Origin of the sequence: Pseudomonas fakonensis (assembly GCF_019139895.1) — a bacterium.
In the GTDB taxonomy this organism is placed as follows: Bacteria; Pseudomonadota; Gammaproteobacteria; order Pseudomonadales; family Pseudomonadaceae; genus Aquipseudomonas; species Aquipseudomonas fakonensis.
In genome coordinates, this window is record NZ_CP077076.1 from 5,243,534 (window position 1) to 5,269,040 (window position 25,507).

General features: G+C 64.8%; 23 protein-coding genes and 1 tRNA gene. 11 read left to right on the top strand and 13 right to left on the bottom strand.

What is annotated here, in order from left to right:
• Positions 1-163 precede the first annotated feature (163 nt).
• Together KSS94_RS23125 and ada are read right to left on the bottom strand one after the other, a co-directional pair.
• A complete protein-coding gene (locus tag KSS94_RS23125; RefSeq protein ID WP_217840367.1) occupies positions 164-2,563 on the bottom strand; it encodes a DUF3772 domain-containing protein in 2,400 nt (799 codons plus the stop codon).
• A gap of 55 nt (positions 2,564-2,618) precedes the next feature.
• Positions 2,619-3,659, bottom strand: coding sequence for a bifunctional DNA-binding transcriptional regulator/O6-methylguanine-DNA methyltransferase Ada (gene ada / locus KSS94_RS23130; protein WP_217840368.1), 1,041 nt, complete (start codon positions 3,657-3,659; stop codon positions 2,619-2,621).
• Between the two features lie 509 nt (positions 3,660-4,168).
• On the opposite strand from ada, the gene KSS94_RS23135 reads away from it, so the two are divergent.
• Both KSS94_RS23135 and KSS94_RS23140 read left to right on the top strand, forming a co-directional pair.
• A complete protein-coding gene (locus KSS94_RS23135) occupies positions 4,169-4,684 on the top strand; it encodes a sigma-70 family RNA polymerase sigma factor (protein WP_217840369.1) in 516 nt (171 codons plus the stop codon).
• Positions 4,671-5,627: a DUF4880 domain-containing protein gene (locus KSS94_RS23140; RefSeq protein ID WP_217840370.1), complete on the top strand. Its 957-nt coding sequence runs from the start codon at positions 4,671-4,673 to the stop codon at positions 5,625-5,627. The genes KSS94_RS23135 and KSS94_RS23140 overlap by 14 nt, the downstream gene beginning before the upstream one ends.
• Before the next feature lie 39 nt (positions 5,628-5,666).
• Here KSS94_RS23140 and KSS94_RS23145 read toward each other — a convergent pair whose 3' ends face one another.
• Entirely contained in the window at positions 5,667-6,821 is a 1,155-nt protein-coding gene (locus KSS94_RS23145) for an MFS transporter (RefSeq protein ID WP_217840371.1), read from the bottom strand.
• Between the two features lie 477 nt (positions 6,822-7,298).
• Between KSS94_RS23145 and KSS94_RS23150 the strand changes: the two genes are divergently transcribed.
• Complete coding sequence (locus KSS94_RS23150; protein WP_225935916.1) at positions 7,299-8,123, top strand: RHS repeat-associated core domain-containing protein; 825 nt, start codon at positions 7,299-7,301, stop codon at positions 8,121-8,123.
• Positions 8,124-8,206: 83 nt separating this feature from the next.
• On the opposite strand, the gene KSS94_RS23155 is transcribed toward KSS94_RS23150, so the two are convergent.
• Positions 8,207-9,421, bottom strand: coding sequence for an MFS transporter (locus KSS94_RS23155; protein WP_217840373.1), 1,215 nt, complete (start codon positions 9,419-9,421; stop codon positions 8,207-8,209).
• A 194-nt stretch (positions 9,422-9,615) separates the two neighbouring features.
• Between KSS94_RS23155 and KSS94_RS23160 the strand changes: the two genes are divergently transcribed.
• Both KSS94_RS23160 and KSS94_RS23165 read left to right on the top strand, forming a co-directional pair.
• Entirely contained in the window at positions 9,616-10,548 is a 933-nt protein-coding gene (locus KSS94_RS23160; RefSeq protein WP_225935814.1) for a FecR family protein, read from the top strand.
• Positions 10,549-10,644: 96 nt separating this feature from the next.
• Positions 10,645-10,721 (top strand) — tRNA-Met (locus KSS94_RS23165).
• A gap of 54 nt (positions 10,722-10,775) precedes the next feature.
• On the opposite strand, the gene KSS94_RS23170 is transcribed toward KSS94_RS23165, so the two are convergent.
• A complete protein-coding gene (locus KSS94_RS23170) occupies positions 10,776-11,393 on the bottom strand; it encodes a LysE family translocator (protein WP_217840374.1) in 618 nt (205 codons plus the stop codon).
• Between the two features lie 151 nt (positions 11,394-11,544).
• Here KSS94_RS23170 and KSS94_RS23175 point away from each other — a divergent pair, with 151 nt between their 5' ends.
• Positions 11,545-12,447, top strand: coding sequence for a LysR substrate-binding domain-containing protein (locus tag KSS94_RS23175; RefSeq protein WP_217840375.1), 903 nt, complete (start codon positions 11,545-11,547; stop codon positions 12,445-12,447).
• Here the strand turns inward: KSS94_RS23175 and KSS94_RS23180 are convergent.
• Positions 12,387-12,971 (bottom strand): YcbK family protein, encoded by a 585-nt coding sequence (locus KSS94_RS23180; protein ID WP_217840376.1) that lies wholly within the window; start codon positions 12,969-12,971, stop codon positions 12,387-12,389. The two genes, KSS94_RS23175 and KSS94_RS23180, sit on opposite strands and share 61 nt — an antisense overlap.
• A gap of 68 nt (positions 12,972-13,039) precedes the next feature.
• Between KSS94_RS23180 and KSS94_RS23185 the strand changes: the two genes are divergently transcribed.
• Positions 13,040-14,203: a hypothetical protein gene (locus tag KSS94_RS23185; RefSeq protein ID WP_217840377.1), complete on the top strand. Its 1,164-nt coding sequence runs from the start codon at positions 13,040-13,042 to the stop codon at positions 14,201-14,203.
• A 510-nt stretch (positions 14,204-14,713) separates the two neighbouring features.
• Entirely contained in the window at positions 14,714-14,965 is a 252-nt protein-coding gene (locus KSS94_RS23190; protein WP_217840378.1) for a hypothetical protein, read from the top strand.
• Between the two features lie 191 nt (positions 14,966-15,156).
• Here the strand turns inward: KSS94_RS23190 and rimI are convergent, their stop codons facing one another.
• Both rimI and KSS94_RS23200 read right to left on the bottom strand, forming a co-directional pair.
• Positions 15,157-15,612 carry a ribosomal protein S18-alanine N-acetyltransferase gene (rimI, locus tag KSS94_RS23195; RefSeq protein ID WP_217840379.1) on the bottom strand — a complete coding sequence of 152 codons (456 nt, stop codon included), beginning with the start codon at positions 15,610-15,612 and terminating at the stop codon, positions 15,157-15,159.
• On the bottom strand, positions 15,609-16,400 hold the full coding sequence (locus tag KSS94_RS23200; RefSeq protein ID WP_217840380.1) for an energy transducer TonB: 792 nt from the start codon (positions 16,398-16,400) through the stop codon (positions 15,609-15,611). Before KSS94_RS23200 ends, rimI begins: the two co-directional genes overlap by 4 nt.
• Before the next feature lie 334 nt (positions 16,401-16,734).
• Here KSS94_RS23200 and mksB point away from each other — a divergent pair, with 334 nt between their 5' ends.
• Genes mksB through mksF form a run of 3 tightly spaced genes read left to right on the top strand, consistent with a single transcriptional unit; the run spans position 16,735 to position 21,546 of the window.
• On the top strand, positions 16,735-18,021 hold the full coding sequence (mksB, locus tag KSS94_RS23205) for an Mks condensin complex protein MksB (RefSeq protein WP_217886540.1): 1,287 nt from the start codon (positions 16,735-16,737) through the stop codon (positions 18,019-18,021).
• Positions 18,011-18,718 carry an Mks condensin complex protein MksE gene (gene mksE, locus KSS94_RS23210; RefSeq protein WP_217840381.1) on the top strand — a complete coding sequence of 236 codons (708 nt, stop codon included), beginning with the start codon at positions 18,011-18,013 and terminating at the stop codon, positions 18,716-18,718. Before mksB ends, mksE begins: the two co-directional genes overlap by 11 nt.
• On the top strand, positions 18,715-21,546 hold the full coding sequence (gene mksF / locus KSS94_RS23215; RefSeq protein WP_217840382.1) for an Mks condensin complex protein MksF: 2,832 nt from the start codon (positions 18,715-18,717) through the stop codon (positions 21,544-21,546). The genes mksE and mksF overlap by 4 nt, the downstream gene beginning before the upstream one ends.
• 215 nt (positions 21,547-21,761) lie before the next feature.
• On the opposite strand, the gene KSS94_RS23220 is transcribed toward mksF, so the two are convergent.
• The 5 genes from KSS94_RS23220 to rplU all read right to left on the bottom strand — a co-directional run bounded on the left by KSS94_RS23220 (position 21,762) and on the right by rplU (position 25,455).
• Positions 21,762-22,217, bottom strand: coding sequence for a CreA family protein (locus tag KSS94_RS23220; protein WP_217840383.1), 456 nt, complete (start codon positions 22,215-22,217; stop codon positions 21,762-21,764).
• 11 nt (positions 22,218-22,228) lie between these two features.
• Complete coding sequence (gene proB, locus KSS94_RS23225; RefSeq protein WP_217840384.1) at positions 22,229-23,347, bottom strand: glutamate 5-kinase; 1,119 nt, start codon at positions 23,345-23,347, stop codon at positions 22,229-22,231.
• Between the two features lie 87 nt (positions 23,348-23,434).
• On the bottom strand, positions 23,435-24,658 hold the full coding sequence (gene cgtA / locus KSS94_RS23230) for an Obg family GTPase CgtA (protein WP_217840385.1): 1,224 nt from the start codon (positions 24,656-24,658) through the stop codon (positions 23,435-23,437).
• Between the two features lie 188 nt (positions 24,659-24,846).
• A complete protein-coding gene (rpmA, locus tag KSS94_RS23235) occupies positions 24,847-25,104 on the bottom strand; it encodes a 50S ribosomal protein L27 (RefSeq protein WP_003247464.1) in 258 nt (85 codons plus the stop codon).
• A gap of 36 nt (positions 25,105-25,140) precedes the next feature.
• Positions 25,141-25,455, bottom strand: a complete 315-nt coding sequence (gene rplU, locus KSS94_RS23240) for a 50S ribosomal protein L21 (RefSeq protein WP_003247466.1) — start codon at positions 25,453-25,455, stop codon at positions 25,141-25,143.
• Positions 25,456-25,507 lie beyond the last annotated feature (52 nt).

Sequence of the window (25,507 nt, forward strand, 5' to 3'; positions counted from 1 at the left end):
TGTGGGAAGCGGCCTTGCGTCGCGATGGGCTGCGCAGCAGCCCCGGCAATCTTGTGTGAGACGCAGATCTTGGGGCTGCTTCGCAGCCCATCTCGGCCGGACGGCGCCCCGGCAAGACCGCTCCCAAAAGGGCCGCGCCAGCCTCTAGAAATTGAACCTGCTGTTACGCATGCTCCTCCGGCCGTGGCCCTTCCTGCACCAGCACCATGCTTGCCGGCGACGACAGGGCAATACCCTCCTCGCGCAACCGCCCAAGAATGGTGAACAGCAAATCACTGCGGGTACCCGACACCTGCCGCGGCGAGGCCACGTAGCCGCTGACGCCGATCACCATGCCGCTGGCGGTCAAATCCTTGAACGTCACCGAGCTGGCCGGGGCATCGAGAATAGACTCATGCTCGTGGTACGCCGCCAGCAGCACTTCGCGCACCTTGGCAGGGTCCGTCTCCAGCGGCAGGGTCAGGGTGATGCCGACCACCCCCAGGGCATTGGCCATGGTCACGTTGCGCACGTTCTGCGAAATGAACTGCGAGTTGGGCACGATCACCGTCGAGCGGTCGGACATCTGGATTTCAGTGGCGCGCACGTTGATGCGGCGGATATCACCCTCGACACCGGCCAGGCTCACCCAGTCGCCCACCTTCACCGGGCGCTCGGTCAGCAGGATCAGGCCGGAGATGAAGTTCTGCACGATCTGCTGCAAACCAAAACCGATACCCACCGACAGCGCACTGACCACCCAGGTCAGGCTGGTGAGGTTGATGCGCAGGGTCGACATCACCAACATGGCCAGGAACAGGAAGCCCAGGTAACCGACCAGGGTCACCAGAGACGCGCGCATGCCGGCGTCCATGTCGGTTTCCGGCAGCAGGCGCTCGCTCAGCCAGCGCTTGACCACGCGGATGGCGAACCAGCCACCCACCAGCATCGCCAGCGCCAGGAAGATATCCGCAGGGACGATGTTCAGGTTGCCCAGCACCTTGCCGCCACTGCCGTCCCAGTCGGCCAGGCTCAGCAGCAGCTCGCCGGGGCTGGTGCCCGACGGCATGAACGCCAGCAATGCGGCGCAGAACAACAGCACGGTGCGGCCAATACCGGCCAGGATGGTGCTGGCCTGGGCTTGATGGCGCTGTTGCAGGCCCAGGGCCGAGGCCAGCGCCAGGCCACCGGGCTGGCGTGGCGACAGCAGGGTTTCGCAGAGGTCGCCAAACACTGTCACCAGCAAGTAGGCGCAGGTGGTGACCACACTGATCCAAAGCAACTTGGCGGTGAGGAAGTACGCCAGGGTGAGGTAACCGGCCAAAAGCGTCAGCAGAATCAACACCACCCACACCACGATCACGAACGGGATCAACCCGGCCAGGCCCGTCGGGCGCTCCAGTTCATGCTTGCGCCGGGTGCGGCGGTAGCTCACCAGCGCGGCGACGAACAGCAACGACACCACCAGCGCGGTCAGGCCGTTGGTGGCCAGGGTCAGCGCCAGGCTGGTGCCGATCACGCTGTTGATGCGTTCCTGGGTGAGCAGCACCATCAGGCTCAGGGCCAGTGCCTTGGGGAACCAGCCCAGGGCACTGGCCACTTCGTCGGGGATTGGCGGCAGGCGCCAGGACGGGCGCTGCAGCATCAGCATGGCGCGGCCGAGGCCTGCGATGAAGGCGCTGAACACCACCAGGGTGAGCACGTGGTTGGTCAGGCTGGCCACATCGCTGCCCAGCTCGGCGCTGCTCTCCAGCCCCCAGCGCAGCAGCGATACGGACCCTGCGATGGTGCCCAGAGTGGCCAGGCTCACGCCCAGTGCCAGGGCGCTGCGGCGCAGCCGGCCTTCGGGCAGCCAGCGCACCATGGCCTTGGCCAACAGCCGCTCGAGCAGCTTGCGCAGCAGAGTCCAGACCAGCACCGCCGCAATCAGCGCGGTGATGAACAACCCGCGGTTCTCGACGCTGAAGGCGCTGGCCACGGCATCGGCAGCCTCGCCGCGCAGCTCGCGCAGGCGCGCCACGTCTTCGTCGGTGGGGCGGATCAGGCTCGACCAGAACGCCGGGCTCAGCGGGCTGGCGGCGCGGCTGGTGATCTGCGAGTTGAACAGGCTGCGGCGCAGGTTGACGATTTGCGTGGACAGGTCGCGGGCCGACTGGGTGAGTGTGGCGGCCTCTTTCTGTTCGGCCAGCACCGCGTTTTTTTCATCGGTGAGCTGCTGGCGCTGGCGGGTGAGGCTTTCGGCCTCGTCGGCCTGCACCGGGCCGATCACCTTGAGCTGGTCGTCCAGGCGCTCGACATCGGTGGTGCGTTGGGTGGCCAGGGCATCGGCCTGGCGCTGCACCTGCATGGCCGACTGGCGCAGTTGCGAGAGCAAATCGTCATTGGCATTGGCGGTGACGCCCTGACGGATCTGGTCCAGCCGCTCGCTCAGTTGCTCAAGGCTCGCGTCTTCGTCCAGCACCTGCTGCTCGGCCACCGCCAGGCGCGATACCGGCGTGACAGGCGCCGCCCAGACCGGCATGGCCACCCACAACAGCAGGGCCAGGATGCCTGCATAAAATCGCTCAAGGCTGACACGCCCCATCGAACATTCCTCTAGCACAACACGACAAAGAGGAAATTCTACGCGTTCCGCAGGCTCAGGAGGGTGCCGTTTCTCGGCCCAGCAGCTGGCGTTTGCGCTCCACGCCCCAGCGGTAACCGCTGAGGTCGCCGTCGCGGCGCACTACCCGGTGGCAGGGGATGGCCACGGCGATGCTGTTGGCCGCGCAAGCCTGGGCCACGGCGCGCACCGCCCGGGGGGCGCCGATGCGCTCGGCGATGTCGCTGTAGCTGACCCGGCAGCCCGGCGGTACTTCGCGCAGCGCCTGCCACACGCGCTCCTGGAAGGCGGTGCCCTGCACATCCAGCGGCAAGGCCAGGCCCAGGGCTGGCGCTTCGACGAAACCGATCACCTCGGCGACCAGGCGCTCAAAGCCAGCGTCACCACCGACCAACTGGGCCTTGGGGAATTTGTCCTGCAGGTCACGCAGCAGCGGCTCGGGTTCATCGCCCAGGAAGATCGCGCAGATGCCGCGCTCGCTCTGCGCCACCAAAATCGCCCCCAGCGAGCACTGGGCCAGGGCAAAGCGGATCACCGCCCCCTCGCCGCCTGCACGATACTCGCGCGGGCGCATGCCCAGGCGTTCGCCTGCGCTTTCGTAGAAGCGGCTGTTGGAGTTGTAACCGGCATCGAAAATGGCCTCGGTGACGCTACCGGCCTCGCCCAGCCGCTCGCGCAGGCGCCGGGCACGAAATGCCGAGGCGTACGCCTTGGGGGTCAGGCCGGTTTCGGCCTTGAACTGGCGGTGCAGGTGAAACGGGCTGACGTTCAGTGCAGCGCCCAGTTGGTCGAGGCCGGGCGCCGGGTCGCCGGCTTCGATCAGGCGGCAGGCGCGGGCCACCAGGTCGGTGCGCCGTTGGGTGGCCCAACAGCGTTTGCAGGCCCGGTAGCCGGCAGCTTCGGCCTGGGCGGCGATGTCGAAGAACTCGACGTTCGCGCGCTTGGCCAGGCGCGATTTGCAGGCTGGCTGGCAGTACACGCCGGTGCTGCGCACGGCGTAGACAAAATGGCCGCAGGCGGCGCTGTCCCGGGCCTGCACAGCCTGCCAGCGCTCGGCGTCGGTGGTGTAGGGCTTCATCGGGGGCTCTCCGGGGGCGATGAGGCAAGCGTGACAGGGAAGGCCTGGGGGTTCACTCCGATTCTTGCAGGTAATTGTGCCTGGGGGCGCCGGTTTTTTGCTGCCGGTGCCGGCCTCATCGCCGGCTTGCTGGTTCTCATAGAACAAACTACAGCTCATTGGTTTAACACGGTCTCTGTGGGAAGCGGCCTTGTGTCGCGATGGGGCGCGAAGCGGCCCCAAGGCCTCGACCTCATACAAAATTGCCGGGGCTGCTGCGCAGCCCATCGCGACACAAGGCCGCTTCCCACAATGGCCGTGGCGCATCTGCGAGACGAGTTCTCTGCCCGACAACACAGCCCGAAGGGCTAGGTGATCTCCTGCAGGGGCAGCGCAGGGCTGACCATTCATCGATAAATGCCCCTCACTGGCGCAACGAATTTCTGGCATACCATTGATCTGCCTGTGCCGCCCCACATAGAATTGAGAACAATTAACAATCACATTCCCTGGGCAAGGCTCTTCTGACGATGCAGATCAATGACACGCTGAAACCGGCCGAGGTCGATCTGCTCTATCAAACCCACCACCGCTGGCTGCGCGGCTGGCTGACCGGGCGGGTGGGTTGTCGCGAGCACGCCGCAGACCTGGCCCAGGACACCTTCGTGCGCCTGCTCAAGGCCCGCCAGGTATCGCCGCTAAAAGAGCCCCGCGCCTACCTCAGCAGCATCGCCCGGGGCCTGATGATCGACCAGTTCCGCCGCCGCGCGCTGGAAAAGGCCTACCTCGAAAGCCTGGCCAGCCTGCCTGAGCAGGAGGCCCCCAGCGAGGAACAGCGCCTGGTCATCCTCGACACCCTCGAACGCCTCGACCTTGCCCTGCACAAGCTGCTGCCCCGGGCGCGCCAGGCGTTCCTGCTGGCCCAGCTCGACGGCCTGGCGCTGAACCAGATCGCCCTGCAGTTGAACGTGTCGCGGGCCACCGTCGAGCGAGATCTGGCCAAGGCCCTGGGCGCCTGCTACCGGTTGCGCTATGCCGACGCCTGAGCAACCACCCAGCCAGGCCCAGGTCGACCAGGCGATCGACTGGCTGGTGCGGCTGCGCTACGACAGCCCCGGCCCGCGCACCGAGCGCCAGTTCCAGCTTTGGCTTGCCAGCGACCCGCTGAATGAACGGGCCTGGCAACGGGTAAGCGCCATGGGCGACGAACTGGCCGGGCTGCCGGGCGAGCTGAGCCGGCGCACCCTGGACGCCAGCCAAAACCTGCGCAGCAGCCGACGTGACCACCTCAAGCTGTTGTCGCTGCTGGCCGTGGGCAGTGCAGTGGGCTGGACCGCACGCGAGCCACTGGGCCTGGCGGCCTTGGTCGCCGACAGCCGCACCGCCACCGGCGAGCACCGCGACCTCACCGGCAACGACGGCAGCCAGATTTGCCTGAACACCGACAGCGCCATCGACCTGCACTACAGCGCCGACCTGCGTCACCTGACGCTGGTGCAAGGTGAAGTCAGCCTGAACAGTAACGCTGGCGATAACCGCCCGTTCCATATCGACACCCGCATCGGTGACCTCGCCACCCAAGGCGGCCAGCTGCTGCTGCGGGAAAACAAGGAAGGGTTACTGCTGGCGGTGCGTCACGGCGAGGTGACGCTGTTCCCCGCATCGCCTGCCGCACACCCGGTCAAAGCCGGTGAGGTGCTGCAGATTTCCAGCAATGGCCGCTACCAGCCCGTCACCCTGCATGGCGACCCCTGGGGCTGGACCGAAGGCGTGCTCAGTGTGCAGCAGATGCCGCTGGGCGAGTTCGTCGACGAGCTGTCGCGCTACCGCCCGGGCCTGCTGCGCTGCGCGCCGGAGGTAGCCGGGTTGAAGGTGTCCGGCACCTACCAGCTGGCCGACACCGACCAGATTCTGCTGCTGATCGCCCGCAGCCTGCCGGTGCGGGTCGACTACCGTACGCGCTATTGGGTGAGTATCGGGGCGGCGTAAGGCCTGGGGCGGGCAGCACAAGACAATTGCCCCAATGGCCTATGCAGCCGCCTGCAACCTGCCCGCCCGGCGATAGGCCTGCCGGGCAAAGCACACGAACAGCCCGGCCATCAGCGCCAGCGCCATGGGCAAGCCATGGGGTGCCACATCCATCGCAGCGCCGCTGACCAGCGGCCCGACCAGGCTGCCCACACCCCACAGCAAGCCCACGCTGGCATTGGCCGTTACCAGGTCCTGGCCCTTGAAGCGCTGGCCGATCAGCACCAGCGCCAAGGTGTAGATCCCCCCCGCCACCGCGCCCAGCACCACCAGCAACGGCCACAGCAGCCAGGTCACCTGCAACAGCCACGGCAACGCGATGCCGATGCCCATGGCCACCAGCCCGCACACCAGGTGCAGCCCGGTGCGCTCGACCCGGTCGGCCAGCCAGCCCAGCGGCAGCTGGAAGACCATGTCGCCGGCGAACACCACGGTCACCATCAGCGCCGCCACACCCACGGCAAAGCCATGACTGGTGGCGTACACCGGCAGCAGCGACAGCACCACCGCATCGAAGAACGAGAAGAACAGCACCGCCACGCACAGCGCCGGGGCGACGCGGAAGAAACCGGCCAGGCCGAAGCTCTTTTCGCCTTCCTCATGCTCGACATGGTCGTTGGGCACGGTTAACAGAATGCACAGCAAGGCCAGGCCGTAGCAGGCGGTGACCACCCCGGTCAGCCACGGGCTGTCGGCACCCAGCAGCGCCAGCAGCGCCGGGCCCAGCACCTGGAAGCCAGTGAAGCTGGTGGCGTACAGGGCCATGATCTTGCCGCGGTTGTGGTCAGGGCACAGCTCGTTGACCCACGACTCGCCGAGGATGATCGCAATGCCCATACCGATACCCAAGCCCAGGCGCAGCAGCGCCAGCCACAGCATCGAGTCGAAGGCCCACTCCAGCAGGGCGATGCTCAGGGTGCACAGGCTGAAGCTAAGCAGGTAGATGACGCGGCGGGTCAGGTGCTTGCAGCAGGCATCGACCATGAACGCCGAAAGCATCATGCCCGCTGCGGGTATCGCCGAGATGATGCCGATCTGCAACGTACCGGCCCCGGCCTCGTGCAGGCGCAACGACACCAGCGGCAGGCTCGCTCCAAGGCTGAAGCCAACCACCGAAACGGCGAACAACAGGCCCGCCAGCAAACGCATGTTCATGTACCACTCCTTGCAAACCGGCACGCACAGGCGCAACGCCCGGGCCGGCTGAAAAACCACTGAAAGATGTTCGAACGCAGGCGCATGCGCACACGCCGGCAAGGCGCGGCACGCAGGGGCGCGGATCAGTTCAGGGCAAGGTGTGGCGAGAAGGTGAAGGCAAACAGGACGCTGCGCCGACGCTTGAGCACCGTGTCGCTCGGCCACGCGCGGCGCGCTGTCGGAGCGACAGGCTGGCGGGGGGAGCTGAAGACATCGGTACGGCGCATTGCATTAGCTACGCAGCAGGAGGAGAGACGGCACTCTAGGCCAAGGGCAGGCAAGCCGTCAATTGGAGCATGGATGAGTAATGGCGGCCCGCGATAACGCAAGAGCTGTGCGCAAAACTGACATTTCTACCAGTTGTAGCCGCGCTGCGCATGGATCAAATTTCAGTGATTCTGGCCCAGAACAAGAGGCAAATATATGGCACATCAAATGGTAGATAGCCCGTCTAGCTCATTACTGGCCACCGATTCTTCAGGATCTGTTTTGCGGCAGCGCTCTACAAACAAAGAACATACGTTTGCTTATAGCCCCTTTGGCTACGACCCTCTGCGCAATAGCCTGTTATCCACCTTGGGCTACAACGCTCAGCCCAGAGACGCCACAGGTAACTATCTGCTCGGTAGGGGTTATCGAGCTTACAATCCCGCCTTGATGATATTTATCTCACCTGACATTTACTCTCCATTTGGTAAGGGAGGACTAAATAGTTATGCCTATTGCAATCGGGACCCGATCAATCTGGTAGACCCGGATGGCGAAGCCGGCGCTCGCCCATTTACGTTCACAATAGATCTACAGCCTGAGATTCAAAGCCGTACTTTCAGACCACGACCAGTCGTACCGGCAGTGCCGAGACAGCCTCAAGCATTAGCCGCCGACCCCATCCGTGCACCTGCACAGGTTGCTCAAGCCGTACTCCGACCACCTTTAGCTGCTGCACTTCAGCAACAAACGCCTTCCTTGCGACGGGTCCGGAATAATCTTGCTGAATTAGTAGCCGCACCAGAAAACTTACGCCCTCCACCACGCAGCACCAGCCTTCTCTCACGCATCGACTCAGCGCTTCACAGGGCATCCCGATTCATTTCTTCAGTTTTTCACCCGAGACGCCCTGCCGTTACTACACGAGCGTGGGAACAGCGTTACTCGGCCCAACAAATGCACCAGAGCTCACGCGCCTTTCGCGAGGCCCAAGCGCGCAACACCAATTTTCCAGTAGCGGATGCAGGGCAAAATCTGCGCCGAGAAAATTAATCAAGCATCAGCATGGACTTTCAATGAATCGAGTCTCCATGCCATAGGCCCTACGCTGTAGCTCAGCGAAGGGCCTTTCGTTTTCACTTCTTGCCAGTAGATGGCAAGAACACAGCCAACAAGCCAAACAACGGCAGGTACGAGCACACCCCGTACACATATTCGATGCCCCGCAGGTCCGCCACATACCCCAAAAGCGCCGCGCCGATGCCGCCGAAGCCGAACATCAGGCCGAAGAAGATCCCGGCGATCATCCCCACGTTGCCCGGCACCAGCTCCTGGGCATACACCACGATGGCCGAGAACGCCGAGGCCAGAATGAAGCCGATCACCACGCTGAGCACGGTGGTCCAGAACAGGTCGGCGTAAGGCAGCACAAGGGTGAACGGCGCCACGCCAAGAATCGAGAACCAGATCACCGCCTTGCGCCCGATGCGGTCGCCGATCGGGCCGCCGAAGAAGGTGCCGGCCGCCACCGCGCCGAGGAACAGGAACAGGTGCAGCTGGGAGCTGGCCACCGACAGCTGGAACTTCTCGATCAGGTAGAAAGTGAAGTAGCTGGTGAAGCTGGCCATGTAGAAGTACTTGGAGAACACCAGCAGGCCCAGCACCACCAGCGCCATCATCACCCGCTGGCGCGAAATGCCGTGGGTAGCCTGCACCGCCTTGCGCGCCTTGGCCTGGTTGAGGTGCTCCTTGTACCAGCGGCGCAGCATCAGGGTGACGGCGAAGAAGAACAGTGCCGCCACGCCGAACCAGGCCACGTGGGTCTGGCCGAAGGGGATGACGATGGCGGCAGCCAGCAGCGGGCCGAATGCAGAACCTGCGTTGCCGCCCACCTGGAAGGTCGACTGGGCCAGGCCGAAGCGCCCGCCGGAAGCCAGCCGGGCGATGCGCGAGGTCTCGGGGTGGAAGGTCGACGAGCCGATACCCACCAGGGCCGACGCCAGCAGAATCATCGGGAAGCTGCCGACGAACGCCAGCATCACAATACCCACCAGGGTGCACAGGGTACCCATGGGCAGCAGGTTGGGGGTCGGGCGCTTGTCGGTGAAGAAGCCCACCCACGGCTGCAGCAGCGAGGCGGTCACCTGGAAGGTCAGGGTGATCAGGCCGATCTGGGTGAAGCTGAGGTCGTAGTTGGCCTTGAGCATCGGGTAGATCGCCGGCAGCACCGACTGGATCAAGTCGTTGATCAGGTGCGCCAGGGCGCAGAAGGTGATGATGCGCATCACCAACGGGCTGGCGGTGCTGGCGGTGCTGGTGGCGCTGCTGGTCGAGGTACTGCTGGTGGCCATGGGCTCGGTTTCCGTGCGCAGGTTGGGAACCGATTATCGTGAAACAAATAGATACGAAGCTACCTTTTTATTTGCACGGGCCACCATCCATCTGGCACACACTTGTAAATGGTTCTCAATATATTTAGCATCCTCGCATCTCCTCACCGTAAACGCTGGGCGTAACCGCCCTGCCCTTGCGAGCACCCCACCCCATGAGCCCGATGCCCGCTTTGCAGCAGCCCGACCCCGAGCAGGAAGCCCTGGACTGGTTCTCGCGCCTGCGCCAGCCCGGTTGCGACGAAGCGTTGCGCCAGGCCTTCGCCAATTGGTGCCAGGACCCGCTCAACGCCCGCGCCTACGCCCAGCTGGAGGCCTACTGGCAAAAGCTGCAGGCGCCGGAGCCGGTACGCCCGCGCCCGCGCGAAACCCGCCTGCGCCGCAGCCGCGTTGGGCTGTGGCTGGGGCTGCTGTTTTTGCTGGTGCTGGCGGTGCTGGCCTTTCTTTACTGGCCCATGCTGCAACGCCTGAGCTGCGAGCTGCACACCGACAGCGGCGAGCGGCGCAGCGTGCGCCTGGCCGACGGCTCGACCCTGCACCTGGACAGCGCCAGCGCGATGAACGTCGATTTGCGCAGCCGTACCCGCCTGCTGCACCTGGTACAGGGGCAGGTGTACCTGGAGGTGATGCTCGATGGCCGGGCCATGGAGGTGCAGGTGGACGATGCGCGTATTCAGGTATTCGGCACCCGCCTGCAACTGGCCCGCTACAGTGACCACGACGAGTTGGTGGTACTGGCCGGCAAGGCCGCCGTGCTGCTGGGCGGCGACCAGCGCATGGTCAATGCCGGCGAGCGGGTGACCTTTACCAGCACGCGCATCAACTCAACGGAAAAAACCGACGCCAAGGCCGCCGACGCCTGGCGCCGTGGCCGCCTGCAAGTCAAGGAAAGGCCGTTGGTTGAGGTGCTGGAGCGCCTGGCCGGTTACCAAGGCCAAAGGGTGTGGCTGATGGACGAGCAAGCCGGCTACCGGCGCGTGAGTGGTGATTTCGACCTGGACCACCCGGCCCAGAGCCTGCAACAGCTGGCCAGCGAACACCACCTGAGCCTGCATGGGGTGCTTGGCCACTGGCTGATCGCCCGCTGAACCGGGTATGCCGGCTAAGTTTTTGAAAGGTTGGAAATTTTTTTTGAAGTGAGTGTTGACAGGTTGGCCTTTCGAGCTAATAATGCGCGCCAAGTTGGCTACATAGCTCAGTTGGTTAGAGCATAGCATTCATAATGCTGGGGTCCGGGGTTCAAGTCCCTGTGTAGCCACCACCTTCAAAAAGGGCTTATCGAAAGATAAGCCCTTTTTATTTGCCTGCAGAAAACCTACCTCACCCCTGCCACTGCCACGGCCAGCCCCAGGCCGATCAACGCCACGCCGATGACCCGGTCCACCAGCACCTGGCGTTCGATCATCAAGCCGCGCAGCCCTCCACTGGAAAAGAACACTGCCACCAAGCTGAACCACGCCCAGTGGGCGAACGACATGAAGCCGCCGTAGGCAAAACTCAGTGCCAGCGAACTGCCGGGCTGCACCACCTGGGTGTAGGCGCTAACCACGAAGAGCATGGTCTTGGGGTTGAGGGCGTTGGTCAAAAAGCCCGTACGCAGCGCCTGGGCAAGGTGCACGTTGCCAATAGCTTCCAGGCCGTCGAGCTGAATGCGGGTGCGGTTGGTCAGCGACTTGTAGCCCAGGTAAATCAAATAGCCCGCACCCAGCACCTTCATGGCCAGGAACAGTGCCGGGCTCTGGCTGATGAGTACGGCGATGCCGAGCACGGTGTACAACACATGTACCTGCACGCCCAGGGCAATGCCTACCGCAGCGGCCAGGCCGGCCTTGCGGCCCTGGGCATAGCTGCTGCGGGTGACCATGGCAAAGTCGGCGCCGGGGCTGATGACGGCCAGGATGGTGAACAGGGCGATGGCGAGGAGTTCGGCCATATAGATACTCGATGGAAATTGACTGAGGCGTGAGTATCGAATGGCTGGGCACGGCATTAAATCGATTAATTGCGCTGTGGATCTGCTAGTTTTCTTCACACATTTTTATTGATGCCACTGGCCCTATCGCCGGCAAGCCCAGCAGAGATCCATGAAACTGCCCCCACTCGCCACCCTGCGCTACTTCGACATGGCCGCCCGCACCCAGAGCTTCGTGCAGGCCGCCGAACGGCTGCACGTCACCCACGGCGCCGTCAGCCGCCAGGTGCGCCTGCTCGAAGAAAGCCTTGGGGTCGAATTGTTCGAGCGGCGCAACCGCGCCGTGCACCTGACCCACGCCGGGCGCAGCCTGCACGACACCACCCGGGCGATCTTCGAGCAGCTCGAAGGCGCCGTGCAGCGCCTGCAGCAGCCCGAGGACAAGGTGCTGGTGCTGTCCTGCGAGCCCACCATCGCCATGCGCTGGCTGATCCCGCGGCTACCGCGCTTTCACGCAGCGCACCCAGGCCTGCAACTGCACCTGGTGGCCGCCGGCGGCCCGGTGGACTTCACCCGCGGTGGTATCGACCTGGCCCTGCGCCGCGACGATTTCCACTGGAGCCGCCAGTTGCACAGCCAAAAGATTTGCGACGAATGGATCGGCCCGGTCAACGCACCGGGGCACCAAGGCACACGCCTGTTGCACAGCGCCACCCGCACCGATGCCTGGCCAACCTGGCAACGCCTGGCCGGCCAACCGCTGGGCAGCCACGAGCGCAGCGACTTCGAGCACTTCTACCTGTCGATCCAGGCAGCCAGCGCCGGCCTTGGCCAGGCCATGGCCTCGGCGCTGATGGTGCGTGACGAACTGGACAGCGGCCAGTTGCAGGCACCGTTCGGCTTCATCCGCGACGGCTCCGCCTACCACCTGCTCAGCCCGCAGCCAATTGACGACGGCAGCAAGCGCCAGTGCTTCGCCGAGTGGGTGAACGGCGAATGCCAGGCTTGCCTGGCTCACTTGAGCCTGGGGCAGAACGACGACCCCGCCCCGCCATCGCCACCCCAGGTGCGGTAGCCAGCAGTGTCGATATGGATGCGCCCCGACGGGTAACGCCCCAGCCCCATGTTCCAGGCCTCGCCGTGCTGCTGCCAGAAGCGGCACAGCGGGTTGGGGTCGGCCCAAGGTGGCAGCAGCAGGTCGACGGCGAAGGCGCGCATATGGGCGCTGCTCGGGGCGCCGCCGGCGCAGGCATTCAGCCGCGGGTCGCGGTAGGCCGACACCACCTCGAACGGGCCCAGCGCACCTTGCTCGCCCAGCGTCTTGAGCAGCGCCAGGGTGGAACGCACTGCCGGCCAATGGCTGGCCGGCGGCACCGCAAACGGCGAGGCACGGCACAAGCGCCAGTCCGAGGCCGAGCGCAGCAATTGGTGAATGGGCACTACGCCGTACAGCCGTGCCTGCACCAGCATTTCGCGAAAGGCGCGGTTCTCGTGGTCACCGGCCCACTGGGCGAACATCCACAGGTCGCGCTGGTCGGCCTGCGCGGGCAGCACAGCGCAAAAAGCTGTGGCCAGCAGCCACATCCGGGCACTTTTCATCCCCCCTCCTCTTCATCCACCATGGGCGCGCGCCCGCCGTCCTGGCGGCCACTGACATGGAGTTAAGCATGCACAAGATTGCACTATCGGGCCTGGCCGCCCTTGCCTTCAGCGGCCTGGCCATGGCTGACGCGCGCATCGACCTGGGCGACGCCCAACGCGCCACCCGCCTGTTCGCCTTCCCCAACAACTGCCACGTGATCTGCTACCGCGACTGGACCCTGGAGCAGACCGTCGAGCACTACCTGACGCAAAGCGTGCAGCGCGACGGCTATGCCAACGCCAAGGTGCAGGTCAGCCGCGAGCACGACCGCCTGCATGCCCGTATCAGCGGCGTACCCGAAGGCTACACCGAGCCGCTGCGCAAGCTGCTCGACAGCGGCGAGCTGGCCTATGAAGGCGCCAGCAAGCTGAACAAGGAGGGCAAATGGTCCTATGACTGGTACCTGTTCCTGCCGCTGGGCATGGCCCTTGAGCAGCGCCGCAGCATCGAGCTGTTGCACTTCCCGCCGGACTATTCGCTGACCCGCTACCAGGATTACCTCGAGTCCAGCACCACCGACCGCTGGGCCGAGCTGCTGACGTTCAATGGCATCGAGGCGGCCAGCACCCCGGCCTACCAGACCATCATCGACATCGCCCCCATCGCCGCACCGGCCAGCGCCGGCAGCACGCTGGAGGGCACCTACGGTTACTTCCACGACTACCAGGTACGCATGGTCAAGGAGATGGCCCTGACCCAGGGCGGCAAGGCAGCGTTGCCGATGGTCGCCTTCGGCGCGCCCGTGCGCAGCTGGGTGCAGCAACAATACGGGCCCAAGGTGGATGTGCTCGGGCTGGTCGATATCAGCCCCGAGCCGGGCGCGGCCAAGGTGCCAGTACTGGGCGCCAACCACCCGAGCGCGATCTGGTACGCCGCCGACCCGAAAAGCTACAACGGTGACCAGGAAAAGGCTGATGCCGCCGGCCTGAAGATGATGGGCCAGGACCTGTCTGCCGCCTGCTGGCAGGCGGGTATGGGGCGCAACCCGCAGGCTGATGCCAAGCTGACCCTGCAGGCCTGTACCAGCAAGTGGCAGGTGACCCAGAAGAAGCAGACCTGCGAGCTGTTCTACCGCACCATCCGCGAGATGACCCCGGAGCAGGCGGCGGCCAAGTGCAATACCGGGGCGGCAACGCGCAACCTGCGCGATTTGCGCAAGCCGCTTGAGGGGCAGCAGCCGGAAATCTGAGATTCCGTCACTGGTTTGCGCCCTCCCCCATTGTGGGAAGCGGCCTTGCCGGGGCGCCGTCCGGTCGAGATGGGCTGCGTAGCAGCCCCAGGATCTCGGCATCATGCAAAATCGCCGGGGCTGCTACGCAGCCCATCGCGGCACAAGACCGCTCCCACAGGTCCGCGTTGATCGACATAACGCGGTACACCGTAGGATTTTTCCCAACCTGAAACCAAATGCTTCAAAACGGCATGCCTTGGGAAATACCCTACGCGCGTTACAGCCGCTTCTGCGTTGTTGTGGACAGGTATCAGGGCTAACTTTCCCGGGTCGCCAAAAACGGTGACAGGGTGTGAGAGCCCGCCTCCCATATAGAGAGCATCGCTGTCATGGCAGCTGTGTGCGGGCAGGCCTCTGCCTGGCCGGTACGAGCTCTCGTTGGGACCGGTCTCTCACCCCGCTCACAGCTGCCGCCCAATCCTGTGAGAGGGAAACAGCGCCAGCCCATGCCATCAACGAGAGAAAACGATGAAAAAACTAGTCCCCGACCCACCACCCAGCAAATCCACTCGCAGTTTCTTCACCATCAACGACGACCTCGCAGGCACCGACGCCCTGGTGCACGCCATCCAGCTGATGCGCGGCATCGAAGACACCATCGATGAATACTGCTGCGCCATGGCCGGCGAGCCCGGGCTTGGCATGCTGGTCAATGCCGCGCACAACGCCCAGATGAGCCGGGCGCTGGCCGAACATGCGCTGAAGCACAAGCAGGGTTGATCAGGGCCCTATCTATTACGCCTGCAACGGCACAACCGGCGCGATCTCTGTAGGAGCGGCCTTGTGTCGCGAAAGGGGCGCGTAGCGGCCCCGAGATATCGGTACCACACAAAATCGCCGGGGCTGCCTTGCAGCCCATCGCGACACAAGGCCGCTCCTACAGAGAGCGCGTCAAGCCCACCAGAGGGTGCTCAATCCTCAAGCAGCGTACAGGCCATCACCAACGCATCTTCCCGCCCACCGGCCAGCGGGTAGTAATCCCGGCGCCGGCCGATCTCGTTGAAGCCGTAGCGCTCGTACAAGCGGTACGCCGACTGGTTGCTGGCGCGCACCTCCAAAAAGCACTCCCGGCCATTGAGCTGGTAGGCCCGCGCCATCAGGTGCTCGAGCAACCGCAGGCCCAGCCCGCGGCCCTGGTTTTCCGGCTTGACGGTGATGTTGAGCAGGTGCGCCTCGTCGATGATCACGTTGATCACCCCATGGCCAACCTGCTGCTGGCCGTCGAACATCAACCACACTTCGTAGGACTTCAGTGCATCGGTGAAGATGCCGCGGGTCCAGGGGTGGCTGAACGCGGCGTATTCGATTTTAAGCAGGGCATCCAGGTCCGCCTCGGTGGCCGGGCGGAAACTGATCGAGTCACTCATTCAACAGGCTTCCAGCGCGCCATCAGCTGGCGCATGGCTTTCCAGACATCCGCCTTGCGCTGCGGCTCGTCCATCAACAGTTCAAGGCCAGGCAAGGCCCAGGCATCGCCCAGCAGGTCGACCTTGAGCGGCTGGTAATACGCCTCGGCGTCGGCTTGGCCGGCATAGCGCACGGCAGGCAGGCCGACCAGCCACAGGCAGGTGCAGGGGGCCTCTTCGAGGCGCGCGGCGATAAAGCCCTGGACGAAATCGCGCGCCGCCTCCGGGCCCTGGTCCATGTTGCCGCGCACCAGCAACGGCCAGCGCACCGGCTCGCCGATGATCTGCGGGGCGTCCGGCAGGCCGGCAGCGCGCAGCATGTCCTTGAGCAGCAGGTACGAAGGGTCGCGGCTCTGGAAGGGCTGGCCGGTGGCCAGCTCCACCAACAGCAGGCAGCTGCCGGCACGCAGCAGTTGCAGGGCGAAGCGCGGTGGCGGCACTGGCACAGGGCGTGGCGCCGGGGCTTCTTCTTCGGTTTGCACCGCTTTTGCGACGGGTTTGGGCGCACTGCCCGGGCGCGGGACCTCGATTTTCGGCCGCTCGCTGCGCGCCTGGGACGCTGGCGGCGCTTCACCGGGCACTGGTGCCGGTGCTGCCGGGCGCACCTCGAAATCCACCTCGTCGACCGGTGCCACCGGCAACAGCAGTTCAGGCCGCGATGGTGCGGCGAACGGCAGTTCGGCACGCGGCAGCCAGTGCACCACTTGCATGGCGGACAGGTAGGCGCGGCGGCGGGTCTCGATCAGCAAGGGGCGGGTTTCCGGTGGGCGAAATCAGGCGGGCATTCTAACGCCGTTGGCCGGGATGTGCCGCAACAGATTGCCAGGCACGTGGGAGCGGGCTTGCCCCGCGATGGGGGCGGTGAACGGCAAGGGCATTTCTGTTGCCAGGGCAGGCCCTATCGCAGGCAAGCCTGCTCCTACAGGGGCCAGGCCAGTGAAATGGCCATGCCCGCAGCAGCGCCGGCCAGCCAGAACCCTTACAAAACCTCAGGTGTTCCCCCATTACAGACCAAGGGGTGAAATCCTCCCCCCCGTATGCAGTACAATCGCCCCTTTTATTTGGCAACGAGTCGACCCGCCAATGATCGAACCCAAGCGCGTCCTGCGCGCCCTAGCCGAACACTGGGCCTTGATCGAGCCGCTGTGCGAGCGTTTCGACCAGGGCACCCTGAGCCTGGTCGAGCTGCGTCAGCAGCTGGCCCGCCAGCAGGTGGAAAGCACCCCGCAGGACATCACCCAGTTGCTCGACGTGTGGATCCGCCTGGACATCCTGGTCCCGGTAGCGAAAAGCCCGAACCGCTTCGAGCTCAACGCGCAGATCCACGACTTCCTCGCCTACCTGCGCCGTGAGCACCGCCTGGGCCTGTGCCTGGAGATCGAAGCCTACCTGCGCCACCTGGAGCGCCTGGCCGGGCACATCCAGGATGCCTTCGACAACCGCGACAGCGACGACCTGGCGCGCCAGTTGCGCCTGCTCGACATGCGCGTGCGCGATGTGCTGAAAAAACTCGACAACGACGAGCAGGCGCTGATTGCCGTAGCCGAACGGGCCAAGACCAGCAACCGGCAGATCCCCTTGCGCCAGCGTTACGCCGAAGTACTGGCCACCTGGGACGAATACGTCGAGCCGATGATCCAGCTGGTCAACGCCGACGGCGCCTTCGAACAGGGCGTGCGCAAGGTCGAAACCGTGCTGCTGCGCCTGTTGGGCGAGCAGGCGCGCCTGGGCCACCTGGTCGACGACGACATGCTGCTGCGTACCCACGCGCGCATTCTCGAAATGCAAACCAGCGCCCAGCTTACGCTGCGCCACGCCCGCGAACTGCTGCTGCCGCTGCGCGAAGAAGCGCGCCGGCACAACGCCGTGACCCGTGGCGCCGCCCTGGCCCTGTCGGTGATCCGCAAAAAAGGCATCGACGCCGTGCCGCAAGCGGCCATGCCAATGTTCACCCGCCCGCAGAGCACCTTCCTCGGCAGTGCCAGCCAGGTCGAGGCCTACGTCTACGCCCTGGCCCGTTTCGAGCCCAAGCCTGCGCGCTTCCCCAAGGCGCACAAGACGCAAAAAGGCCCGCTGCCCCGCGCGCCGCGCACGGTCAAAGAGATGCTCGAGCGCTGCGAGGACGCCCTGCCGCTGCCGGACCTGATGGTCTGGCTGTTGGAGCAGGAGCCCGAAGGCGCCACCGATGAGCTCTTGTACTGGTTCTCGCGCCTGTCCCGCGAGAAGCGCTTCAGCCGCCAGCGCCTCGAGCGCCAGGAATACTTCACCCGCGAACACCTGGTCAGCCTGCGCTCCTACGCCCTGACCTCCAGCCGTGAACACGCACCGGCTGCCACCGAATCCACCGCGAGCCCAGCCAATGCATCTTGATCTTTCCGAACTGTCCCAGCTCGCGCCGATCTTCCGCGAGCTGTTCAAGGGCTTCCACGTCAGCCGCCGCGACCCCGAGCTGTACGCCCAGCTGTCGAACTTCCAGGACCAGTACCGCACCCTGTTCAAGGCCCTCGGTTTCGAGCTGGTCTGCGACACCCGCGGCTTCTACTACTTCGTCCCCGAGCAGGCTGCCGCGCAGGTCAACAAGACCGCCCAGCGCCTGTCGCTGTTCACCTTCATCCTGGTCGAGCACCTGGCCGACCAGGGCCGCGACCCGATGGCCGTGCTCGACGGCGGCAGCATCGGCCGTGACGAGCTGCCTTCGCTTCTGGAGAAGTACCGCGACCTGTTCCTGCAGGCCGAAGTGCAAACCGTCGAGGAGCTCGAAGAGAAGATCCTGCGGCGCATGACCCAGCTGGGCTTTGCCCATGAAGAGGGCGGCATCTACCGCTTCCTGCCGCCGATGCACCGCTTCCTCGACGTATGCCTGTCGGTGCAGCAGGACCGCGACCTGGCCGCCACCCTGCACAGCGACCTGCCGCTGCCGGTACCGGTGCTGGTAGTGGAAGAAACCCCCGAAGAGCTCAACCGCACCGACGACCCGCTCGACCTCACCGCCTTCGATGGCGAAGAGAGCGAAGAAGACGCGCTGGCCCGGGCCATCCGCGAAGAGCAACAGGAGATTGACGCATGAGCCAGGAACGCTACGGCATCCGCCGCTTCGCACTGCTCAACACCGCCGGCTACAGCCTGGGCCTGTTCCCCCTGGAACACCCGCTGTCGGTCTATGGCGCGAACAACCTGGGTAAATCGGCGTCGATCAACGCGCTGCAGTTCCCGATCCTGGCGCGCATGTCGGACATGAGCTTCGGCAAGTACAGCCTGGAGCAGTCACGGCGCTTCTACTTCGCCAGCGACACCAGCTACATCCTCTGCGAGCTGAACCTGCCCCACGGCCCCCACGTGATCGGCGTGGTCGGCCGCGGCCCGGGCGGCGGTTTCGGCCACCAGTTCTTCGCCTACCAGGGCGAGCTGGACCTGGCCCACTACCAGAAAGACGATACCTGCCTGCGCCAGAAAGAGCTGTTCACCAACCTTGAGCGCAACGGCCTGAAGGCCTATGAGCTCAAGCCGGACGAACTGCGCCGGCTGCTGGTCGGCGGCCACACCTCGGTGCCGCTGGACCTGACCCTGATCCCGCTGCGCTCCACCAGCGAGCAGAGCCTGAAAACCTTCCGCGCGCTGTTCATCAACCTGCTGCACATGCGCGAAATCACCGCCGCCAAGCTCAAGCAGCTGTTCCTCGATGCCTTCGAGCACAGCCTGCGTTCGGGCAGCGTCGACTACATCGCTGCCTGCGAAGAGGCGTTCCGCGACGTGCGCCGCATGGAGGGCGACTACAACGCCCTGGTGGCAGCCGGCCCACTGGTCGAGGCCCTGGCCGGCGGCGTGGCCCAGCGTGAAATCCTGCGCGGCAAGCTGCACCGCATCTCGCCGGTGCTCGACAACCTGCTGGGCACCTGGCAGGAATACGGCATGGCGCGCAAGGAAGAGCTGGTGATCCAGGCCGAGCACTACCGCGCCGAGCAGGACCGCCTGCAAAACGACCAGCGTGGCGGCACCCAGGAGCTGATGCGCCTGGAGCGTGAAATCACCGGGGTGCAGCGTTGGCTCGGCGAACTGGCCGTGCTCAAGCACCGCTTCGCCCTGGTCGATGACGTCAAGGTGCTGGAGCAGCAACTGCTGGCCGCCAAGGACGCCCACGACGAACTGGCCGGTGCCCTGGCGCAGTCGCGCCAGTTCTCCGCCGAAGACCTCGACGAGCGCGTGCGCGACCTCGAAAAACGGGTCAAGGCAGTCAAGTTGCAGCTCGACCACGCCGACAACAACAGCTACGCCCGCCTGCGCGAGGAGTTCTCGCAACAGGACGTCGACCGCCTGATGCGCCTGTTCAACGGCGCGCTGTTCAGCCTGCCGCTGGGCGACCGGGGCATCGAGCTGGACGACAGCGACCTGTGGGTGAAGACCCTGGAAGGCGTGCTCGACCAGTTCAAGGGCGAGCGCTTCGAAGTGCCGGGGCTGTCCATCGACATCTCGCACATCGACCCGCCGGCGCTGCAGGCCCTGGCCGACCGCGCCGCCCTGCGCGACCAGAAGGAACGCCTGGAAAAAGAGCTCAAGCAGCTCAAGACCCAGCAGTCGGTGGCCCTTGACCGCGCCGCCAGCAAGGCCCAGACCGAAGCCCTGTACCAGCAGGTGCTGGATGCGCAAAAAGCCCTGGAAGACTACCGCCGCGCCGAGACCCTGAGCGCCGAGGAGCCTGAAAAACTCGAACAACTGGCCCAGTTCGAAGCGGCCCAGGACGAGCTCAAGCGCTCCAGCGACGCCTTCACCGAACGCGTCCAGCAGCTGTCGGCCAAGCTGCAACTGGTGGGCCGGCAGATCGCCGACCTGGAAGCCAAGCAGCGCACCCTCGACGACGCCCTGCGCCGCCGCCAGCTACTGCCCGCCGACCTGCCGTTCGGCACGCCGTTCATGGAAGCCATCGATGACTCGATGGACAACCTGCTGCCGCTGCTCAACGACTACCAGGACAGCTGGCAGGCGCTGCAGCGCGTGGACAACCAGATCGAGGCGCTGTACGCCCAGGTGCGCCTCAAGGGCGTTGCCAAGTTCGACAGCGAAGACGACATGGAGCGCCGCCTGCAGCTGCTGATCAACGCCTACTCGCACCGCACCGAAGAAGCCCTGACCCTGGCCAAGGCGCGCCGCGCGGCGGTTACCGACATCGCCCGGACCCTGCGCAACATCCGCAGCGACTACGACAGCCTCGAGCACCAACTGGCGCTGTTCAACCGCGAGATCAACAAGCGCCAGGTGTCGAACCTGGAGAGCTTCCGCGTGGTGCTGGCACCGAACAAGGAAGCGCTCAAGCACATCGACCAGATCATCCACAGCGCCGGCCAGTACGAAGAAGGCGAGACGCTGTCGGTGTTCGACCTGACGCAAAGCGCCGAGCAGGACAACAAGAACGAAGAGGCCAAGGAGTACCTGGCGCGGCTGGTGGCGGCCAACCACAACCAGCTGGGCCTCAAGGACCTGTTCGAACTGGCGTTCGAGATCACCAAGGTCAATGGCCAGCCGATCATCCACGCCGACATCGACGGCGCGGCGTCCAACGGCACCACCATGACCATCAAGGCGCTGACCAACATGTACCTGTTGCTGCACCTGATGGACCGCGACCTGGCCGGGCGCATTCGCCTGCCGTACTACCTGGACGAGGCGGCTGACATCGACGAACGCAACCAGGCGGCGTTGCTGGAGACCAGCCAGCAGCTGGGCTTCGTGCCGATTCTGGCGAGTGTGAAGCCACAAGTGTCGGCGCACGTGGCCATCGACCTGGAAGGCGGCAGCGGGCCGAACGGCATCTACATCGACGAGGCGGACTGGAAGTACATCAGCCGGCGTGATGTGGAGCGGGCGATCGTGCGTGAGGATGCGGCCGAGGAACTGGCCTGAGACAGCCGGGGCCGCGTTGCGGCCCATTCGCCGGCAAGCCGGCTCCTACAGGTATCGCACCGATCATGAATGGGGCGAAACCCTGTAGGAGCCGGCTTGCCGGCGATCGAGGGCGAAGCCCTCGCCTTTAAAAGCATCGCGGGGCAAGCCCGCTCCCACGCCAAATACACATGGCGTGGGAGCGGGCTTGCCCCGCGATCGTTTCTAACGGGTAACTACTGCGCCCAAGGCACAATCGGAATCGCCGTCACCGCATTCTGCGGGCTGCCTTCGATCAACCGGTCGCTGTACACCAGGTACACCAGCGTATTGCGCTTCTTGTCGAGAAAACGCACCACCTGCATGGTCTTGAACACCAGCGAGGTGCGCTCCTTGAACACCTCCTCGCCGTCCTTCAATTCACCCTTGAAGTTGATCGGCCCCACCTGACGGCAGGCGATCGATGCTTCAGCGCGGTCTTCGGCCAAGCCCAGCCCACCCTTGATGCCGCCGGTCTTGGCCCGCGACAGGTAGCAGGTCACGCCGTCCACCTTGGGGTCGTCGAAGGCTTCGACGACGATGCGGTCATTGGGCCCGACGAACTTGAACACAGTGGACACCTGGCCGACTTCTTCGGCACCGGCCAGCATCGGCAGCGCCAGGGCGGCCACGGCCATCATCCTTTTCAGCATGCTGAACGCCTTCATACCAGTACCAGGTTGTCGCGGTGCACCAGCTCGGGCTCGGCGCTGTAACCGAGCAGTTGCTCGATGGCGTCGGACGGCTGGCCGATGATCTTCTGCGCTTCCAGGGCGCTGTAGTTGGCCAGGCCCCTGGCCACTTCCACACCATCCGGGCCGACGCACACCACCATCTCGCCGCGGCGAAAACTCCCCTGCACGGTCTTCACGCCCACCGGCAGCAGGCTCTTGTTGGCCTGGCGCAGGGCCTGCACGGCACCGGCGTCGAGCACCAGGGTGCCACGGGTCTGCAGGTGGCCGGCCAGCCACTGCTTGCGCGCGGCGAGCATGCCGCGCTCGGGCGACAGCAGGGTCCCCAGGCGCTCGCCGGTTTTCAGGCGGTCGAGCACGCGCTCGATACGGCCACCGATGATGATGGTGTGGGCACCGGACCGGGCCGCCAGGCGCGCGGCCCGCAGTTTGGTCTGCATGCCGCCACGGCCCAGGGCGCCGCCGGTACCGCCAGCCACGGCATCCAGCGCCGGGTCATCGGCACGGGCTTCGTAAATGAGCTGGGCTTCGGGGTTGTTGCGCGGGTCGGCGTCGAACATGCCGTCACGGTCGGTGAGGATCACCAGCAGGTCGGCCTCCACCAGGTTGGCCACCAGCGCGGCCAGGGTGTCGTTGTCACCGAAACGGATTTCGTCGGTGACCACGGTGTCGTTCTCGTTGATCACCGGCACCACGCCCAGGTCGACCAGGGTGCGCAGGGTGCTGCGGGCGTTGAGGTAACGCTTGCGGTCGGAGAGGTCGTCGTGGGTCAGCAGAATCTGCGCGGTGTGCTTGCCGTGCTCGCCGAAGCTCGACTCCCAGGCCTGCACCAGGCGCATCTGGCCGATCGAGGCGGCGGCCTGCAGCTCGTTCATCGCGCTCGGTCGCGAGGTCCAGCCCAGCTGGCTCATGCCGGCAGCCACCGCCCCGGAGGACACCAGCACCAGTTCCACGCCTGCTTCACGCAGGGCCACCATCTGTTCGACCCACACCGCCATGGCGCCACGGTCGAGGCCCTTGCCATCTGCGGTCAGCAGCGCACTGCCGATCTTCACGACCCAGCGCTTGGCGCCCGTCACCTTGCTTCGCATCTTCTCTTCCAACCTGTGTCGAATCTGTAGATACCGTAGATACAAAAACGCCGCTCCAAAGAGCGGCGATCAGTGTACTGCAACCGGTCAGTCGCGCACGTAAATGATTTCCGGGCCGTCTTCGTCGTCCTCGAAATCATCCCAGTCATCGTCGTCGCCGATGTCGTGCACGCTCTTGACGCCGGTGCGGCGCAGGGTGCGGGCATCGTCCAGGGCCTGCAGCTGGGCGCGGGCTTCGTCTTCGATGCGCTGATCGAGCTCGGCCAGTTCCGCGGCGTAGGCCGGGTCGTTGGCCAGGCGGTCGGCGCGGTCTTCGAGGTAGCGCATCAGGTCGTGGCTGAGCTTCTCGGTGCCTTGCTTGGCGATGGCCGAGATCACGTACACCGGGCCGTCCCAGTTCAGGCGCTCGACCACTTCCTTGACCCGGGCGTCTTTTTCGTCGTCCATGATCATGTCGGCCTTGTTCAGCACCAGCCAGCGCTCACGGTCGACCAGCGCCGGGCTGAACTGCGCCAGCTCGTTGATGATGATCTCGGCGGCATCGGCCGGGCTGCTTTCGTCCAGCGGCGCCAGGTCGACCAGGTGCAGCAGCACGCGGGTACGGGCCAGGTGCTTGAGGAAGCGAATGCCAAGGCCTGCACCTTCGGAGGCGCCTTCGATCAGGCCGGGGATGTCGGCGATGACGAAGCTCTTCCAGCGGTCGACGCTGACCACGCCCAGGTTTGGCACCAGGGTGGTGAACGGGTAGTCGGCAACCTTCGGCTTGGCCGCCGAAACCGAGCGGATGAAGGTGCTCTTGCCGGCGTTCGGCAGGCCCAGCAGGCCAACGTCGGCCAGCACTTTCATTTCCATCTTCAGGTCGCGCTGGTCACCGGGCTTGCCCGGGGTGGTCTGGCGCGGGGCACGGTTGGTGCTGGACTTGAAGCGGGTGTTGCCCAGGCCGTGCCAGCCGCCTTGGGCGACCATCAGCTTCTGGCCCGGGGTAACCAGGTCACCGATGACTTCCTGGGTGGCCGCGTCGATCACCGTGGTGCCCACCGGCACGCGCAGGAACAGGTCGTCGCCCTTCTTGCCGGTGCAATCGGTGCTGCCGCCGTTGGAGCCGCGCTGGGCTTCGTGGTGACGGGTGTAACGGTAGTCGACGAGGGTGTTGAGGTTCTCGTCGGCCACCATGTACACCGAACCGCCATCGCCACCGTCGCCGCCGTTGGGGCCGCCGTTCTCGATGAATTTCTCGCGGCGGAAGCTCATGCAACCGTTGCCGCCGTCACCGGCCTTAACCCGGATCGATACTTCGTCTACAAACTTCATTCAAAACCGCCTCTCGTCGAACGACGAGTCGAAAACCAGAAAACCTTGAGGCTCTTGCAAAAATGAGCGCGGCGGCCCCGTACCATCAGAAACCAACGCCGGCAGCCCAGACAAACAGCTTTGCAAGAGGCTCAACCACAAACGAAAAAGCCCCGTCGCATGACGGGGCTTCTGGAGCGACGTCGCGATTAAGCGGCGACGATGCTCACGTAACGGCGCATGAACTCGCCTTTCTTCTCGAACTTGATCACGCCTTCGATCTTGGCGAACAAGGTGTGATCCTTGCCCATGCCAACGCCGTAGCCTGCGTGGAATTCGGTACCGCGCTGACGGACGATGATGTTGCCCGGCTTGATAACCTGGCCGCCATACATCTTCACGCCAAGGCGTTTCGATTCTGAGTCGCGACCGTTACGAGTACTACCACCAGCCTTCTTGTGAGCCATGGTTCAATTCTCCTAATAAATTCAGGGGACCGAGGCTTAAGCCTGGATACCGGTGATTTTGATCTCGGTGAACCACTGGCGGTGGCCCATGCGCTTCATGTGGTGCTTACGACGACGGAACTTGATGATACGAACCTTGTCGTGGCGACCTTGCGAAACGACTTCGGCGACAACCTTGGCGCCGGCGACGACTGGAGCACCGATGGTGACTTCTTCACCGTTGGCGACCAGCAGAACGCGATCGAAGGTCACGGATTCGCCAGTGGCGACTTCCAGTTTTTCGATCTTGAGGAATTCACCTTCAGCGACTTTGTACTGCTTGCCGCCGGTAACGATTACTGCGTAAGACATTTTGAATCTCCGATAATCCTGCTCACCCAGCGCTTTATATGATGGGTATTGG